This is a genomic window from Streptomyces sp. NPDC059909, from assembly GCF_042730885.1.
GTDB lineage: Bacteria > Actinomycetota > Actinomycetes > Streptomycetales > Streptomycetaceae > Streptomyces.
On sequence record NZ_JBHWKX010000117.1, the window covers coordinates 1 to 14,950 of the forward strand.

Here is a 14,950-nt window from a genome sequence, read left to right on the forward strand (position 1 = left end):
ACGCGGGCGACCAGCGCACCCAAAACCGTTCGGGATGCGCGCAGTGACTGGCAGTGGGTCCAAGACACACTCCTGCTCACTGATTAGGAACGGTTTGCCGCCAGGACGTCCCTGCACCACGGCGGGGACGGCGAGCGAATCCAGCGCCCGGTACACGGCTGGCCGGACCCGCTGCGGGGCCAGCGGCCGCCGGCTGCGGGCGCGGGCCGCAGTGGGTTGGGCGAGGTCGTCGAGGAGGTCGCGGCGGGCGGTGTAGGGAAGCTGCACGGTCGGTTCGCCGAGGTAGAGCATCAGCCGGACGGGCAGGTCTTCGAGGGCGTGGGTGACCGCCTCGGGGTGGTGCAGGCCCATCCGTTGCTGCAACCGCTCCATCGACGGCCGCCCCACGCCGTCGAGGGTGATGATCTCTCCGTCGAGGACCGCCTGTGGTCCGGGCAGCAGGCCGGACAGCGCCTTGAGTTCGGGGTACTGGGCGGTGACGTCCATCCCGGCCTGGGACAGAAGCCGCAGGCTTGCGTGCCCGGGCAGATGGGCGATGACCCGGGCACCGTTGAAGAGCGTTTCGTAGGCGTACTCAGCCTAGGTCTCCGGCCTGGGCGGCGGGCCGATCACCGCGAGCATCGGCAGCAGTGCACCATGAGCGCCTCGGGAGGGGTCCACGCTCATGGTTCCAGCCTGCGCCCGGCGGCCTGCTGCGGCCACCCACTCCTCCTGTCTGGTCGACACGTCTGTGAGCAGCGGATGCCGTGACTGCGGCGATCGTCAACGCGACCGGGACACGCCGCTTGGCGGTATGTCCCGGAATGTGTTCTTGGTCGGTTGGTGGTTTGCTGCTCGGTAGCGGCGGCCGGGCTTCTCGGCGCGCCGTACATCGTGTGCATCCGTCAGGCTCAAGGAGGAGTTCCGCATGTCCGTCTACACCCCCCAGCAGATCAGCCAGCCGCAGACCCAGCAGCCGTACAACCAGCAGCAGCTGTTCGGCCAGCAGCAGCCCTGGGGCCAGATCGGCCAGCCGCAGCAGCAGATCGCGCAGGTGGTCCAGCAGTCGATCCAGCAGGCTTGCCAGCAGGCGAGCCAGCAGGTGGCGCAGCGCCTGCAGCAGACGCTGCAGCAGCTGCAGCAGGTCCAGCAGCAGCTGCAGCAGCAGGGCTTGGCTCACCAGGCGCACCCGTACCTGGCTGTCGCGCTGCACCACACCCTGCTCCAGGGCGTGCGGAGCGCTGTGGAGCAGTCCGTGCAGCAGGCTCTGCCTATTGCGATCCTGACGCTGGTGCAGCAGAGCCAGCAGGGCCAGCAGCAGTTCGGCCAGTTCCCGGGCATGCAGCCGCAGGGCCAGTTCGGCCAGTTCCCTGGCCAGGGGATGTTCGGGCAGCAGCCGCAGTACGGGCAGCTGTCGCCTCTGGGCATGTGAGACACCCGGCCGGGTAGCGCTCGTTCTCCCTCCCGTGTGGGAAGGCGGGCCTGCCCGGCCGGATGCCGCGGCGGGGCGAGGCAAAGGCGCGGCGGGTTCGCTGGCCGGGGAGCTCATGGACGCCCGCTTCCCGGCCAGCCACTGAAGATCCGGGGCGTACGACGACGCTTTACGTTGAGATGGCGGTTGGCTGAATGCGTGAGCAGGGCGGCAACGGTATGAAGCCGGGCAACGGCAAGGGCGGGAAGACCCCGCGTGCGCAGGGCGCGGCGGGTGAGGCCGGGCAGCCGGCGGCGGCTGCAGGCGGGGCAGGCGAGCCGACCGGACGGATGGGCGGGGAGGCGCAGGCGCTGGGGTACCAGGGTCGGGGTGTGCGGGCGGGGTGGGGCCGCTATCTGGTGGCGCCCCGGCCGTTGGGGCTGCTTGCCGGTGGGGTGCCGCCGATTGAGGCCTCGGCGCTGTTCAAGCTGCTGGAGGAGGACCCCGATGTGGAACCCGTGGCACAGGTGCGGCCGTCCCGTTCCCGCGGGTTGGGGGCGATCGCGGAGCCGCATCCGGCCTGCCCCCCGGTCGCGGTCGTGAAGATGCCCCAGGAGCGGGCCCGCGCCCTGGCCGGGAACCCGCAGGTGGTCGTGGAGATCGACCAGCCGCTGTCCTACACCCCGACCCCGTCGGTGGGCCTGGGGCCGGTGCCGGTACTGGACCCGATGCTGGCGGTCACCCTGGAGGAGCCCGAACATCTCACCCTGCGGGTGGTGGGCAGTGACGGGGACGCGGTGGCCGGCGCGCACGTGTGGGCCATCGGCACCGGCGGCCCGGTCCACGGAGTCACCGGCCCGGACGGACGCGTCACCATGACCCTGGCCGCAGACACCCCCGAAACGCTCCAGGCGCTCTACGTCCGCCCGGTGGCCGACTACTGGCCGGCCCGCACCGGCACCCCCCAACCCGCCGACAACGGCGAGGCTGTAGTTACGGTGCAGGCCCTGTCGGACACCTTCGAGGGCTTCCCCGGCAAGGCGCTCACCGGCTGGGATGCACAGGCAATGCGGCTCAACCAGATCCCGCCGACCTACCGCGGCCACGGCATCAAGATCGCGCTGCTCGATTCGGGGGTGAACACCGCCCACCCCGATTTGAAGGACACCGTCCAGCACGGGCACGACTTCACCGGCGCCGGCAACGGCACCTGGGGCCTCGATGTGACCGGGCACGGCACGTGGTGCGCCGGCATCATCGCCGCGGCGGACAACAACGCCGGCATCGCCGGGATCGCGGCGGAGGCCGAGGTGCATGCGCTGAAGCTGTTCCCCGGCGGGCACCTCAGCGACCTGCTCGAAGCGGTCGACCACTGCATCACCCACGACATCGACATCGCCCAGATCAGCCTCGCCTATCCCGTACAGTCCCAGCTGGCCGCCTGGAAACTCGCCGATGCGCACGCCGCCGGCACCACGGTCATCGCCCCGGCGGGAGACACCGCCGGCCCCCTCACTCAGCTGGCTACCCTGCCGGGGGTGCTGGCGGTGGGGGCAATCGCGCACACCGGCACCTATCCCGTGAGCAGCCCGCTCACCTGGGTGCAGCCGCCGTGGCCCGGCCCCTACCCGGCCCCGTTCACCCCCACCGGTCCGGGAGTGGACCTGGTCGCGCCCGGCGCGGCGGTCATCACCACCAGCCTGGGTGACGGCTATGCCGCGGTGGACGGCACGGCGATCGCCGCCGCCCACGTCACCGGACTGGCGGCGCTGCTGCTCGCCCACCACGACCATCTGCGCACCCAGGCGGTGCCGCGGACCGCGGGCCGCGCCGACCTGCTGTACCTGCTGCTGCGCACCGCCTGCCAGCCCCTGCCCGGCGCCGACCCCCGCCTGGGCGCGGGGATCGCGGACGCCCCCACCGCGCTCGGCATCCCCGCGAGCTGGCAGCAGGCCGAGCAATACACGCCGGCCGGTCCGCACCAGCGGGGCTGACGGCACGACACATTCACAGACCTCCGCCCCCTTGCCGCCCTGCCGCCATCGGGCGGTGGGGGGTGGAGACGGCGGCCGGGCCCGCATCAGCCGAACAGGTCGCGCACCCTGACCGTGCGCACCCTCAGCCACCGGGCCCGGCGCGCCGGCAGCAGGGCGTCGCCGTAGTATCCGCCGTAGAAACAAATGGTCACGGCGGCGTCGGTGACCGACCGCGAGGCCCACGCAACGACCTCGCCGCCCCAAATCGCTGGTCGCGGTGACGGCCGCATCGAACCGCAGCAGGCCGACAAAAAACCGGCAGAGTAGCTGCCGAGTCCAGAAGTGACGTGCCGCTATCTGTCGGATTGGGCCGGCACCAAGAGCGATGGGGCCTGACCGTCGGTGCCGACGAGGCGGCCGTGCTGACCCAGTTCGCCGAGGCCTGCCTGACCACAATCGTCGTCTACGAGCCCGCACCCTGAGCGAGACGCTCCTCCGTGAAAAGACGCGCGGTCTGCGAGGGAACGCACCCAGACGCGCGCGGCCGCCTCGGCGTCGATGAGGGCCTGGGCCCCTCTCAGGCCGTGAAGCGGCTCTGGATGTCCGGGCGCTCGGCGAGGTGCGGGGGATAGCCAGGGCCGAAGCGCGGGTGAGTGTCATCGGCTGTCATCGGTTCCTTGCAACAGGCGCAAACGACCTCGGCGTCGCTCTGGTGACCGCAGCGGTCGTGGTGGAAGACCACCGGCGGTCCCTGCTCGCCGCTGAGCCAGCGGTTGCCCCAGGTGTTCAAGGCAGCCAACACGCCGAAGAAATCGCGCCCCTTCTCCGTGAGCACGTAGTCGTAGCGCACTGGCTCGTGCTGGTAGGCCTTCTTCTCCATGAGGCCCTCATCGACCAGGCGGCGGAGACGGTCGGTCAAGGTGTTGCGAGCGATGCCGAGCTCCTGCTGGAACGCGTCGAACCGCTTGATCCCGTAGAAGGCCTCCCGCAGGACCAGCGGCGTCCACCAGTCCCCGAGCATGTCCATGGTGCGCGCGACTGAGCACGGCCAGTTCGCGAAAGAGGTCCGCCTCATGACCTCAGCATATAGGTCTCACCATAGGACTCAGCGTTTCGGACCTGTGGGTCCGCAAGCCGAGCGGTAGGTAGCCGTTGGTGGTTGCCGCCGCGGCGACGCGCAACGGTGGTCGTGCTTCCGGTACCCGCGTCGGTGGTCATCCAGCGTGCCCCAGGCCGGGGATGCGAGTACCGGACCGGACCTTGTGCCGCTTGTTGATGCTGATCAGCACGGCGGTGAGTGGTTCCAGCTTCCGGGCCAGCCGAAGCGCGCCGGCGTCGATGCCATTGCGATCGGTGATCGAGCGTCAGAGCGATGGCGACGGTCTTTGCCGGGCACGTCGTCGCTGCAGACCAGGACGTCTTCGTAGCCGAGCAGTTGTTCCATCTCGCTCCAGAGACTGAGGGCGGACAGGTGGTGAACGCACCCATTGGTCGGGCGCCGGGCACCTTCCGCTGCGTCTTCTCGGTAGTGCTGCCATCGCCGACGTTCAGGCCGTAGAGCCCCCGCTTGTTGAAGCCAGCGGGTTCACCAGATGAGCACTACCTTGCCTGCCAGTTGGGCGCGCAGCGACGCCACCAGATCGGCATGGCCGTCGTACGGCATCGTGAGCAGCACTGCGTCGGCAGAGCCGGCCGCGGTGGCGTTGTCCGCTCGGCTGATCTGGGACAACGTGGCCGACCCGCCTGGCGATGTCGGTCGCCGTCTGCTCTACCGGTTCCGGCGATCGCGACCCGATGACGACCGTGTGACCGGCCTTGGCGAATCGGTAGGCCGGGCCCCTGCCCTGGGGGCCTGTGCCACCGACGCCGGCGATCTTGTAGCTGGTCAATCTGCTCCTTGAGCATGGGGACGACAAGGGGAGAAACCGGGTTGCGGCAGGAGGCGGCACTGCGGGTTCGCCGCTGTGATGCCGAAGGTGCTGAAGGAGAGCAACCCACGATGCGCCAGGTCCTGGGCACCGGCCGCCGCCGTGCCGCGTCCGGTCCGGCTCGGCCGCCGGCCTGACGGGCGGCGTCTTCGAGCGCTCGGGTTACCGGCCCGGCTCGCGCTCCATGGCGCGGACCAGGTCGAGGGCCCGGCCGAGGGTGGTGAGCCGGGCGTCCAGCGTCTCGCCGGCGGGGTAGAAGCGAACGGTGTCGACGCCGGCGTTGCGCCACACCCGCAGCCGGTCCCGCACCATGTCCTCGGTGCCGATGAGCGTGGTGCCCAGGACCATCTCGTCGGTGACCAGTTCGGCCGCGCCGTCCCGGTCGCCGGCCTGCCAGCGCTCGCGGACCTCGGCGGCGACGTCGGCCCAGCCCTGGCGGCTGTATGCGTTGTTGTAGAAGTTGGTGCTCGCGGAGCCCATGCCGCCCAGGCTGAAGGCCAGTTCCTTCTTCCGGCCGGCCACCATCGCCCGCAGTGCGTCCTCGTCCTCGGCGAAGGCCACCTCGGCGCCCTGGCAAATGTCGAAGTCTGCGCGTGAGCGGCCGGAAGCGGTGAGGCCCGCGTCCAGGTGGTCGAAGTAGGCTTCTTTGGCGCCCTCGGGCACGAAGCTGGTGCCGAGCCAGCCGTCGGCGATCTCGCCGGTCAGTTGCAGCATCTTCGGTGAGAGGGTCGCCAGGTAGATCGGGATGTCGTGCTCGGCGCGCATCGACAGGCGCATGGGCTTGGCATCCCCACCGGGCAGCGGGATCTGGAACTCCCGCCCGGCGTAGAGGACCTTCTCACCCGCGGCGGCCTGCCGCACGATCTCGACGGTCTCCCGCATCCGTGACAACGGCCGGTGGAAGGGTACGCCGTGCAGTCCTTCGATCACCTGCGGGCCGGATGGGCCGAGTCCCAGCAGGAAGCGCCCCTGGGAGATCTGCGACAGGGTGATCGCCGCTCGGGCGATGGCCATCGGCGTGCGGGTGGCGAGTTGGATGATCCCGGAGCCGAGCAGCATGCGCTCCGTCCGGGCGGCGAGATACCCCAGCGGCGACGGTGCCTCGGAGCCCCAAGCCTCCGCTACCCAGCAGATGTTCAGGCCCAGCTTCTCCGCCTCGATGACGAAGTCCACCGTCTCCGGCCAGCTGCCCCCGGATGCCTCGATCGTGGTCGAAGTACGCATCACACACTCGCCTTTCCGGACTCTTCCGCAAGCTTCTTGATCGCTGTGAGTGTGGCGCTGATGTTGGTCTCGAACTCCCGCATCCGCACGAAGACGATTTTCTGTTCCTTCTCCGGCATGCGGTCGATGGCGACGGAAAGACCGGAGCGGCCCGGTCCCAGCTGCATCCACTGCCGCAACAGCGTCCCGCCGTCCTTGGGTTCGAGGGTGAATCGCCAGATCGCCGCGGGTTGCTTGGGGTCCTCAACCGCCCAGGCGAACACCCAGGGCGGCTCGTACTCCACAACGTGGGAGGTGGTGGCCCACTCACCCAGCGCCTCGTGCCTGCTCCGGCCCACGAAGCGGGCCCCCGGCGCGGGTCGTGTTCCCCCGTCCAGCCACTCCACCGACTGCAACTCCGCGCTCAGGCGCGGCATCAGCTCGATGTCGGACACCAGCCCCCATACTTGTTCCGGCGGGGCGGCGATCCAGATCGGCACCTCGACCGTCGGCTTGTCCGCGTAGCGCGCGCCCGTCCACTCCATGGCTCGGCGGCCTCCTCATTCAGTAGTGAAGATCCTCGTATAGAAGGGTCTGAACGGTAAAGTTGTGTAGATAGACTTATGGGTCAAGCGTGGGCTGCGGCGCTACCGGGAGACTGCCGCAGCCCGCGAACCACGCAGGCGCAGGCCGCCCGCCGCGATGTGACAGCCCGTTAGGCCGATGTCAGGACAGATATGCCGATCCGAGGAGACGGTCGGCGAGTACGTCGAGCCGGTGGGCCGGCGAGCCCAGAAGTGAGCGCCGCGCACGGGCGCGCCTGAGCAGTACGTGGGATCGGTGCTCCCAGGTGAAGCCGATGCCCCCGTGGGTCTGCAGAGCGTCGGCCGTTACCGCCTCGACCGCGTCGGCCGCCGCCGCGAGTGCGGTACGTGCCGCGACGTCGGCGTCGGCACGCTCGCCGTCGACGGCGTGGGCCGCCCCCTGGACGAGCATCCAGGCGGCGTCGAGCTGGACGGACCGGTCCGCGAGTACGTGTTTGATGGCCTGGAACGATCCGATCGGCCGGCCGAACTGCCGACGCTGCCCGGCATACTCAACGGCACCTTCCAGCGCGCGTCGCCCAGTGCCGATGAGCTCGGCTGCCAGTACGGTGAGCAGGCGGGCGACCGTGTGCGCGCCGAGCGGTCCGAGCGGTACGGCGGGCGCGCCGGTCAGCCGCAGGGTCGCCATCGGCTCGGTGACGTCCAGCGACTCCACGGAGGTCCGCGCGGTGGTCGGTTCGGCGAGTTCCACGAGGACCGGCCGCGCCAGGGCGCTGCCCTCGTCGGCGAAGGCCAGCAGCAGTTCGGCGTCGAGGCCGAACGGCACCGCTGCCAGCAAGCCGTTCACCGCCGCGCCGTTCAGCGTCAGCGAGCCCGCCCGCCGGCTGGGCACCATGTCGGCGGGGAAGGTCTCCCAGCCCGGTACGGCGACGGTGGAGCCGTCCACGACGCCGGCCAGCGCGGCCCGCGTGCCGGGACTGTCGGCGTGCTCGGCCAGCACTGCGGCGACGGTCGCGGTGGCGGCGAACGGGAGGGTTGGCAGGGCCGACCCCACCCGCTCGGCCAGGACACGCAGATCCGCAACACAGCCACCCGAGCCGCCCAGTCTCTCGGGCACGCCCAGACCAAGCAGTCCGAGTTCGGCGAGCGAGGCCCGTAGCTCACGGTTGAGGGTCTGGGGGATGGCGCCCCAAGGCGGAGGAAGGGTGTTCCTGCGGGCGTGGGCGGCGAGCAACCGTTCTACGGTTCGGCCCAGTTCGAGCTGTTCGTCGGTTGGCGCGAAGCGCATCGGGGTCCTCCTCGCGTCGGGGGGAAATCCACGGCGCCCAGCATTGACTAGTGAGTCTATCTACGCAACTGTTCTGCTCATTCGCTTACCGAAGACACCAGGAGGTCTTGGTGGAACCGCAGGGCAGCGAGCCGGCCGAGCGCTTCCGCGCTTCGGTGCAGGCATTCGTGGCGGACCTGGTCCCGCCGGACTGGCGGGGCATCGGCGCCCTCGACCCGATCGAGCGCGAGACGTTTCAGGAGAAGACGCGGGCCGCGCTCGCCGAGCGCGGCTGGGTTGCCCCGGCATGGCCTCGGGAGTACGGCGGCGCCGGCCTCGGACCGGCGCCGTCGTGATTGAGGAGCTGACCGCAGCCGGCATTCCTTCCGGCTCGGACAACGACGAGTTCGGCATCGCCATGCTGGGCAGCACCATGCTGCGCTGGAGCGACCCGACCCTGCTGCGCCGGTTTCTGCCAAGGATTGCCTCCGGGGAGTATGTCTTCGCGCAGGGCTTCTCCGAGCCAGGCTCCGGCTCGGACCTGGCCTCGCTCTCCCTGCGGGCCGAACCGTACGGCGACCAGTGGGTACTGAACGGGCAGAAGCTGTGGTCCTCCGGCGCACACAAGGCGAACTGGACGTTCGTCCTGGCCCGGACCAACCCCGACGCCCCGGCGCATCGCGGCATCAGCATGCTCCTGGTCCCCTTGGACCAACCCGGCATCGACATCCGCCCGATCCGCAACCTCACCGGCGAGGCGGACTTCAACGAGATCTTCTTCGACAACGCGACGACCGAACTCGACCTGGTCGTGGGAGAGGTCGACCGCGGCTGGACGGTTGCGATGACGCTGCTGGGCTTCGAGCGCGGCGACCGCGCTCAAGGCGCCGATCCGCTTCCGCAACGAGCTGGACCGGCTGATCGAACTGGTCCGCGAGCGCGGGCTGCACCGCGACCCCGGCATCCGCCGCCGGATCGCCTGGTGCCATGTCCAAGTCGAGCAACTGCGCTGCCATGGGCTGCGCACCGCCGCCACACTGATCGCCGGAGAGGAACCTGGCCCCGCCGCCGCCGTGTTCAAGCTGCTCTGGAGCGAGTACCACCAGCGGGCCACCGAGCTGGCCGTGGACGTCCTTGGCCTGGACGCGCTGACCCCGACCGGGTCGGCCCTCGCCGAACTGGTTCCACACCGACGACCCCGGCGCGCCGAACTCGTCCGCGTCCTGGATCAGCGTCTACCTCAACGCCCGCGCCGGCACGAACTACGCCGGCTCCTCCCAGATCCAACGCGGCATCGTCGGGGAGCTGGTGCTCGGCCTGTCGAAGGAGCCCCGACCTGCGCCCGCTGCCCAGCGGTTGCTGTCCGCGTTCAGCGGCATCTCGCCCACTTCCGGCCCCGCCGCCACCTGATGACAGCCCCCGAACACCGAGCCGAGATGACCAACCACTTCGCGATCTGGGACCAGGTCACCGGCGCTGTCGGCCGGCCCACCACGGCCTGAGCACAGGCCGGGATCGCAAGCCCACCATGCCCCGACGCGCCGTCAGACACCCACACACCCAACAACGTGACAGCGCCGTCAGCCGGGCTCAACGCTCACCATGTCGACATCTGCGATGGGGATCTCATGCCCATTGGTGTCGGAGATGAGACCAACGTGCACGGAGTGCCCGGACGAGCGTTGGCGGCGTAGGACGGCGGGTCCGGACGGATGTGGGCAGTGGCGGTCCCCCCACTGTTGCAAGGCGGCAAGAATGACGAGTAGCTCCTCGCCCGCTGGGGTGAGGTGGTAGCTGACGCGGGTTCTGCTACCAGGCTCCTGGTAGGTCTGCTGTCGCAGGACACCGGCGTCCACGAGCTTCTTCAAGCGGGTGGTGAGGAGGTTCGATGCGACTCCCAGCACCGACTGGATTTCGGCGAAACGGTGCCTGCCGCTGAAGATCTCGCGGATGGTCAGCAGGCTCCAGCGCTCGCCAAGCACCTGCAAACTGCGTTGTATGGAGCACCGCGGTTCGTCGGATGCCACATCTTCCTTCTTTCCTGCCGGCCGGACCCTGGGGCAGAGGCTGTCTGGGGTCCGGCCGGCACTGGTCACACGATCTCGGATAGGTGCCGTCCCAGCTGCAGTTCCAGGTCGCCGCATGGGGTATCCATGCCGAGCTTCGCGAGCTGGGTGAGGTCCAGGCCAGGTGGCTGAGAGGAGTGCAGCCGAAGAAGTGGCTGAGGCCGGAGGTCTGTGCGACGGCGGCCAGCGCAGCTGCCTGGCCGACGACGCGCCCGCCTCGGTATCAGCCGACGCTGCCATCCTGCACGGCATCCCGTGATCACAACGGATAGGACTGGAACGCTCCGGGTGCTGTGTCGCAGGCGTCCGTCTCAGTTGCTCGCTGCGACCTGCTTGCCGAGGTCCAGTTCGATGCCGTCCGGCTTCTGCAGGCCAAGCTCGAAGAGGCGCCGTACGCGGGGTTCGTTCTCCGGCCGTCCTGCCGTGCGGAAATAGACAGAGAGGGCGGATCCGAACTCTTCGTCCGGAATCGGGGTGCTCGCGTCGATGAGGGCCTTGGTCTCGGCTACGGCGACCTTGTCGAACCCTGCGATGCGGCGGGCGAAGGCATCGACGAAATCATCCAGCTCGCCTTCGGGAAGGACGCGGTTGACGTAGCCGTACTCGGCCGCCAACTCCGCCGGGAAGTCATCCGCCCCGAGCAGGATCTCCATCGCGCGGCCTCGGCCCACCAGTCTGCCCAGTCGCCCCGTCGGGTTGCCGCCGGGCACGGCCCCGACGCCGACCTCGAACTGCCCCAGGATGGCCTGGGGTCCGGCGAAACGGATGTCCGTGGCCAGCGTGAACTCACTTCCCGCCCCCCGGGCCCGCCCCTTGATCGCGGAGATCGTGACGGCCGGGACCTTGCTCAGGCGGATGAGGTTGTCCGAGTACGGATGGAGCCCTGTGGGGCCGGGCTTCATGGCGGCCACACGCGCTCCGTCCGCCAGGAAGTCGAAGTGCGCCATGAAGAAGTCGGGGTTGGCGCTCTGGAAGACAACCACCGTCAGGTCAGGCGCCTGCTCGATGCGGTCCACCAGAGCGGCAAGCTGCTCGATGGTATCCACGTCGATGAGGTTGATCGGGCCGTTGGAGAACGTCACCTTCCAGTAGGACGGCGACACTTCGTTCACATGAAACTGCTGTGCGTCTGTCATGGGCGGCAGGCTAGCTGACTGCAGCATTTAAATCCAGCACGATGGCGTTTTGAGCGCAGCGCCTTCGGCGCAGGCCTGGGCCCTGCCGACCGTGCCGCGCATACGCAGCCGGCCGGCGACGAAGTCGGCAGGCCGAATCCTCAGCCAGGCGGATCAGTGGGGCCGGGCCACCTTCCGTACCCGCCGCCACACCCGACGGTCGCAGCCGGTGCGGCCCGCGCCGGCGGACCCCAGCGGTGTCTGGAGGTGCAGCCGGAAGGGCTGTCAGGCGGGGGAGCGCAGCGGGTCCGCCCGGGAGCGCTGCGCTCTTCAACCCCCTTACGAGAGGCCTCACGGGTCGCACCCGACACCCCTTCAGCCGCCCGGCCGCGCACCGTGCGGACCCGGCCGCCGCAGCTGGCTGGCCCACCGGCTCCCGGAGTGCAGGACTTGGCTTGCAAAACTAAATCCAGTGCTGCATGCTTCTCCCGGCCCTGCCGATGGCGATCACGCGATCCCTCCTGAATGCAGGTCAAGCCCCCTGGCTGCCCAGGAAACCGCTTCTACCAGGTCCCCGCCTCACTGGAGGTCACCGTGAATCAGTCACCCGTTTCGCTGCCGCTTGCCACCGACGCCTATCTGGCCACACTGCGTGAGGAGGTGGCGGCGGTCGAGCAGCTGCTGCGCACCACCGACCCGGGCGTCCCGGTGCCCACCTGCGGCAGCTGGACCATGCACGACCTGGGCACGCATATGGGCCAGGTGTACCGCTCTGTGGCAGCCGTGCTGCATACCGGGGAGCTGCCCAGCGAGCAGTTCGCCCCGGCGGCCGGGGAGCAGATCGCCGACTGGTACGCCGAGGGTGCGGCCTCGCTGCTTGCCACCCTGGAGGAGGCCGACCCCACCACACCGACCTGGGCGTTCGGCCTCGAGGATGCGGTGGCGGCGCTCTGGTTCCGCCGCGTGGCCCAGGACACGGCCGTCCACCTGGTCGACGCCCAGCTGGCCACAAAGTCCCCGGTGCACGTCGATCCGCTGATCGCAGCCGACGGCGTGGACGAGGTGTTCACCCTGATGGTTCCCATGGTCTGGCGCGGCAGCGAGCCGAAGCCGCTGCCGGCGTCCGTAGCGCTGCGCACCACCGACACCGGGCACGGCTGGCTGATCCAGCCGGCCGACATCCCGCAGGTCCGGTCGGCGGACTCCGGGCCCGCTGCGGCCAGGGTGGAGGCCACCGCGGCCGAGCTGCTGCTCGCCCTGTGGAAGCGGCAGCCCGCCAACCCGGAGTGGATCAGCGGTGACATCGCCGCGGTCAACGCCCTGCTGACGGCCACGCTGACGCCCTGACCCTTCGTTACCCAGCCAAGCCGCGGATGGGGCGCACTGCACACCGGACGGCACACTCATCCGGGCCGAGCAGCAGCTTCACTCTCAATTCGCGGTTGCACTCCGATGACCCGCTTGCGCTCCCACCTTCGGTGTGACGCCTCTCCATGCAAACTGCACAACCTCAGGAGGTTTTTGCCGTGTCTGACATGCTCCCGCCGCACTCTCGGCGGAGATTTCTCTCCGCCTCGGCCGCCACGATAGCCGCGGCGACCGCCGGAACCCTCGGTCTGCTCCCCGCCCAGTCGGCTGTAGCAGCGGAAGCAGGATCCCGCCGCGGATGGCCGGCGGGCGGCCGTGTGAAGGGCCTCGGCAGCGTCTCGCGGGCGCCGCACCTCCCGGCAGGGTTCACCAAGACGTTCACCAGCCGGTTCATCACCGCCAATGGACTGCGCCAGCACGTGGTCATCGGAGGCGCCGGGCCGGCGCTGCTGCTCGTGCACGGCTGGCCCCAGACCTGGTACGCCTGGCGCCTGCTGATGCCCACGCTGGCCAAGGACTTCACGGTCATCGCCGTCGACCAGCGCGGCATCGGCCTGACCGACAAGCCCGAGGGCGGGTACGACACCCGCACCACCGCCAACGACCTGGCCGCGCTGATGGACGCACTCGGCCACCAGCGGTTCGCCGTGGCCGGCCACGACACCGGAATGCCGATCGCCTACGCCCTGGCCGCGGACCACCCCGACCGGATCGACCGCCTGGTCGTCGCCGAGGCTCCCCTCCCGGGCGTGAGCGACTCGCCGCCGCTGTTCGGCAACGCCTGGCTCAACGACAGGGTGTGGCACATCGGCTTCAACCGGCTCGCCGAAGTGAACGAGCAACTCGTCAGGGGACGCGAAGACATCTTCTTCGGCTACGAGTTCGACATCAACGCTGTGAAGAAACTGCCGGACTACGCCGTCAGGCACTACATCCGTACGCTTGCCTCCGACCGCGACGCCCTGCATGCCAGCTTCAACTTCTACCGCGCGTTCGACACCATCGTCGCCGAGAACACCGAACGCATGAAGCGCCGGCTGACCATGCCCGTCCTGGCGATCGGCGGAGCGGCAAGCCTCGGTGAGGGGGCGGCGATCACGATGAGGGCTGTCGCGGACGACGTGCAGAGCCTCGTCATCCCCGACTGCGGCCACTGGGTCGCCGAGGAGGCCCCCGAGGAAATGCTGGCGGCGCTGACCGCGTTCCTGGCCCCGTACCGCAACCGAGGGTGAGGCGCGCGGTCGCGGTCGGCACCGGCGCGTAGCCGGCCTCCCGGGATCACGCCCGGGGCGGCTCGTCGGCCGCCACTGCCATTGGCCGTCAGGTGTCGCACCGCCCACCGCAACACCGGGCTTCCTCGGCGCGTGCAGGATCAAGCCGGTGACGGCACTGAGGCCGCACCGACAATGGCGCGGCGTTGGCCGCGGCCCCGGTCGGCGCCCGCGTCCCGGGCACGGCAAGCGTCGATGGCGCGGATCGGGACGGTGCGGACCTCGCCGGCGGTGTCCGAGCAGCGCTCGGCCAGAGGCCCACGGTGGGACGACGGACCCGGCGGCCAAGGCGGTGAGCCTGGTCGCTGGTGCGCGCCGGGGGGCGGGTCGACTCCGTCGAAGACGCCGACCAGCTGCGCCACGCTGCACACCACCGCGCCGCCGGGCACTTCGGTGAACGGCGGGGGGAGAGAGTCGAGGGGCCACCTCCTTCCCTCGAGCGGTTCCTGGGGGCGCCCTGCCGGGCGGCAGGCGGGTCAGGACCGTGCCCGTGCCTCCTTGAACGCGGCGGTGAGCTCGTCCGTGGTGACGATGGCGTGGGCGTAGGTGGGGCCGTTCAGGTCGTGGGCGGCGTGCATCTTCTCGGGGGAAAGGGCGGCGGTGGCGTCGCGGACCAGGGTGACGTGGTAGCCGAGTTCCATGGCGTAGCGGGCGGTGGCCTCGATGCAGGTGTCCGCCAGCAGGCCGACGACGGCCACGTGGTTGATGCCGTGCTGCTTGAGCTGGTTGTGTCCTGAACGTGAAAGGGAGCTGGTTGTAGGACGGTTTCTGGGATCGATGCTGTGCGAGAGATGAAGGTCTGGCCCTTCAGAGCCGCCCTG

Annotated in this window: 14 protein-coding genes and 3 pseudogenes; 7 read left to right on the top strand and 10 right to left on the bottom strand. The window is 69.9% G+C overall.

The features are described from left to right. Positions 1-558: pseudogene (locus ACFV9O_RS37300) on the bottom strand (hypothetical protein); the annotation flags it as partial. A 349-nt stretch (positions 559-907) separates the two neighbouring features. Between ACFV9O_RS37300 and ACFV9O_RS37305 the strand changes: the two are divergent. Further along, positions 908-1,411: a hypothetical protein gene (locus ACFV9O_RS37305; RefSeq protein ID WP_385426664.1), complete on the top strand. Its 504-nt coding sequence runs from the start codon at positions 908-910 to the stop codon at positions 1,409-1,411. Positions 1,412-1,605: 194 nt separating this feature from the next. Next, positions 1,606-3,384 carry a S8 family serine peptidase gene (locus ACFV9O_RS37310; protein ID WP_385426667.1) on the top strand — a complete coding sequence of 593 codons (1,779 nt, stop codon included), beginning with the start codon at positions 1,606-1,608 and terminating at the stop codon, positions 3,382-3,384. A gap of 559 nt (positions 3,385-3,943) precedes the next feature. Here ACFV9O_RS37310 and ACFV9O_RS37315 read toward each other — a convergent pair. From ACFV9O_RS37315 to ACFV9O_RS37340, 6 genes and pseudogenes are all read right to left on the bottom strand, one after another. Continuing rightward, entirely contained in the window at positions 3,944-4,441 is a 498-nt protein-coding gene (locus tag ACFV9O_RS37315) for a winged helix-turn-helix transcriptional regulator (RefSeq protein ID WP_385426670.1), read from the bottom strand. Between the two features lie 510 nt (positions 4,442-4,951). Then, on the bottom strand, positions 4,952-5,095 hold the full coding sequence (locus ACFV9O_RS37320) for a hypothetical protein (RefSeq protein WP_385426703.1): 144 nt from the start codon (positions 5,093-5,095) through the stop codon (positions 4,952-4,954). A 19-nt stretch (positions 5,096-5,114) separates the two neighbouring features. Beyond that, a pseudogene (locus tag ACFV9O_RS37325) lies at positions 5,115-5,315 on the bottom strand (NAD(P)-binding domain-containing protein); the annotation flags it as partial. Between the two features lie 141 nt (positions 5,316-5,456). Beyond that, on the bottom strand, positions 5,457-6,518 hold the full coding sequence (locus ACFV9O_RS37330) for an LLM class flavin-dependent oxidoreductase (protein WP_385426673.1): 1,062 nt from the start codon (positions 6,516-6,518) through the stop codon (positions 5,457-5,459). Continuing rightward, positions 6,518-7,042, bottom strand: a complete 525-nt coding sequence (locus ACFV9O_RS37335) for an SRPBCC family protein (protein ID WP_385426676.1) — start codon at positions 7,040-7,042, stop codon at positions 6,518-6,520. Before ACFV9O_RS37335 ends, ACFV9O_RS37330 begins: the two co-directional genes overlap by 1 nt. Before the next feature lie 181 nt (positions 7,043-7,223). Next, positions 7,224-8,330, bottom strand: coding sequence for an acyl-CoA dehydrogenase family protein (locus ACFV9O_RS37340; protein ID WP_385426680.1), 1,107 nt, complete (start codon positions 8,328-8,330; stop codon positions 7,224-7,226). Positions 8,331-8,440: 110 nt separating this feature from the next. Between ACFV9O_RS37340 and ACFV9O_RS37345 the strand changes: the two genes are divergently transcribed. The 3 genes and pseudogenes from ACFV9O_RS37345 to ACFV9O_RS37355 all read left to right on the top strand — a co-directional run bounded on the left by ACFV9O_RS37345 (position 8,441) and on the right by ACFV9O_RS37355 (position 9,811). Continuing rightward, positions 8,441-8,665 (top strand): acyl-CoA dehydrogenase family protein, encoded by a 225-nt coding sequence (locus ACFV9O_RS37345; RefSeq protein WP_385426683.1) that lies wholly within the window; start codon positions 8,441-8,443, stop codon positions 8,663-8,665. A 77-nt stretch (positions 8,666-8,742) separates the two neighbouring features. Then, positions 8,743-9,036: pseudogene (locus ACFV9O_RS37350) on the top strand (acyl-CoA dehydrogenase family protein); the annotation flags it as partial. A 199-nt stretch (positions 9,037-9,235) separates the two neighbouring features. Then, on the top strand, positions 9,236-9,811 hold the full coding sequence (locus ACFV9O_RS37355; RefSeq protein ID WP_385426697.1) for an acyl-CoA dehydrogenase family protein: 576 nt from the start codon (positions 9,236-9,238) through the stop codon (positions 9,809-9,811). A gap of 78 nt (positions 9,812-9,889) precedes the next feature. On the opposite strand, the gene ACFV9O_RS37360 is transcribed toward ACFV9O_RS37355, so the two are convergent. Continuing rightward, a complete protein-coding gene (locus ACFV9O_RS37360) occupies positions 9,890-10,336 on the bottom strand; it encodes a winged helix-turn-helix transcriptional regulator (protein WP_385426686.1) in 447 nt (148 codons plus the stop codon). A gap of 350 nt (positions 10,337-10,686) precedes the next feature. Next, positions 10,687-11,511 carry an enoyl-CoA hydratase/isomerase family protein gene (locus tag ACFV9O_RS37365; RefSeq protein ID WP_385426689.1) on the bottom strand — a complete coding sequence of 275 codons (825 nt, stop codon included), beginning with the start codon at positions 11,509-11,511 and terminating at the stop codon, positions 10,687-10,689. A gap of 573 nt (positions 11,512-12,084) precedes the next feature. Between ACFV9O_RS37365 and ACFV9O_RS37370 the strand changes: the two genes are divergently transcribed. Both ACFV9O_RS37370 and ACFV9O_RS37375 read left to right on the top strand, forming a co-directional pair. Next, complete coding sequence (locus ACFV9O_RS37370) at positions 12,085-12,837, top strand: maleylpyruvate isomerase family mycothiol-dependent enzyme (RefSeq protein ID WP_385426692.1); 753 nt, start codon at positions 12,085-12,087, stop codon at positions 12,835-12,837. Positions 12,838-13,025: 188 nt separating this feature from the next. After that, positions 13,026-14,090, top strand: a complete 1,065-nt coding sequence (locus tag ACFV9O_RS37375) for an alpha/beta fold hydrolase (RefSeq protein ID WP_385426700.1) — start codon at positions 13,026-13,028, stop codon at positions 14,088-14,090. Between the two features lie 515 nt (positions 14,091-14,605). On the opposite strand, the gene ACFV9O_RS37380 is transcribed toward ACFV9O_RS37375, so the two are convergent. Then, the coding region (locus ACFV9O_RS37380; protein ID WP_385426695.1) for an isochorismatase family protein at positions 14,606-14,950 on the bottom strand (345 nt) is incomplete at its 5' end.

Bases quoted from the DNA above. Each gene is read 5' to 3' on its own strand.
- ACFV9O_RS37315 (WP_385426670.1), bottom strand. From the start codon at position 4,441: ATGAGGCGGACCTCTTTCGCGAACTGGCCGTGCTCAGTCGCGCGCACC.
- ACFV9O_RS37335 (WP_385426676.1), bottom strand. From the start codon at position 7,042: ATGGAGTGGACGGGCGCGCGCTACGCGGACAAGCCGACGGTCGAGGTG.
- ACFV9O_RS37340 (WP_385426680.1), bottom strand. From the start codon at position 8,330: ATGCGCTTCGCGCCAACCGACGAACAGCTCGAACTGGGCCGAACCGTA.
- ACFV9O_RS37305 (WP_385426664.1), top strand. From the start codon at position 908: ATGTCCGTCTACACCCCCCAGCAGATCAGCCAGCCGCAGACCCAGCAG.
- ACFV9O_RS37375 (WP_385426700.1), top strand. From the start codon at position 13,026: ATGCTCCCGCCGCACTCTCGGCGGAGATTTCTCTCCGCCTCGGCCGCC.
- ACFV9O_RS37310 (WP_385426667.1), top strand. From the start codon at position 1,606: ATGCGTGAGCAGGGCGGCAACGGTATGAAGCCGGGCAACGGCAAGGGC.
- ACFV9O_RS37330 (WP_385426673.1), bottom strand. From the start codon at position 6,518: ATGCGTACTTCGACCACGATCGAGGCATCCGGGGGCAGCTGGCCGGAG.
- ACFV9O_RS37365 (WP_385426689.1), bottom strand. From the start codon at position 11,511: ATGACAGACGCACAGCAGTTTCATGTGAACGAAGTGTCGCCGTCCTAC.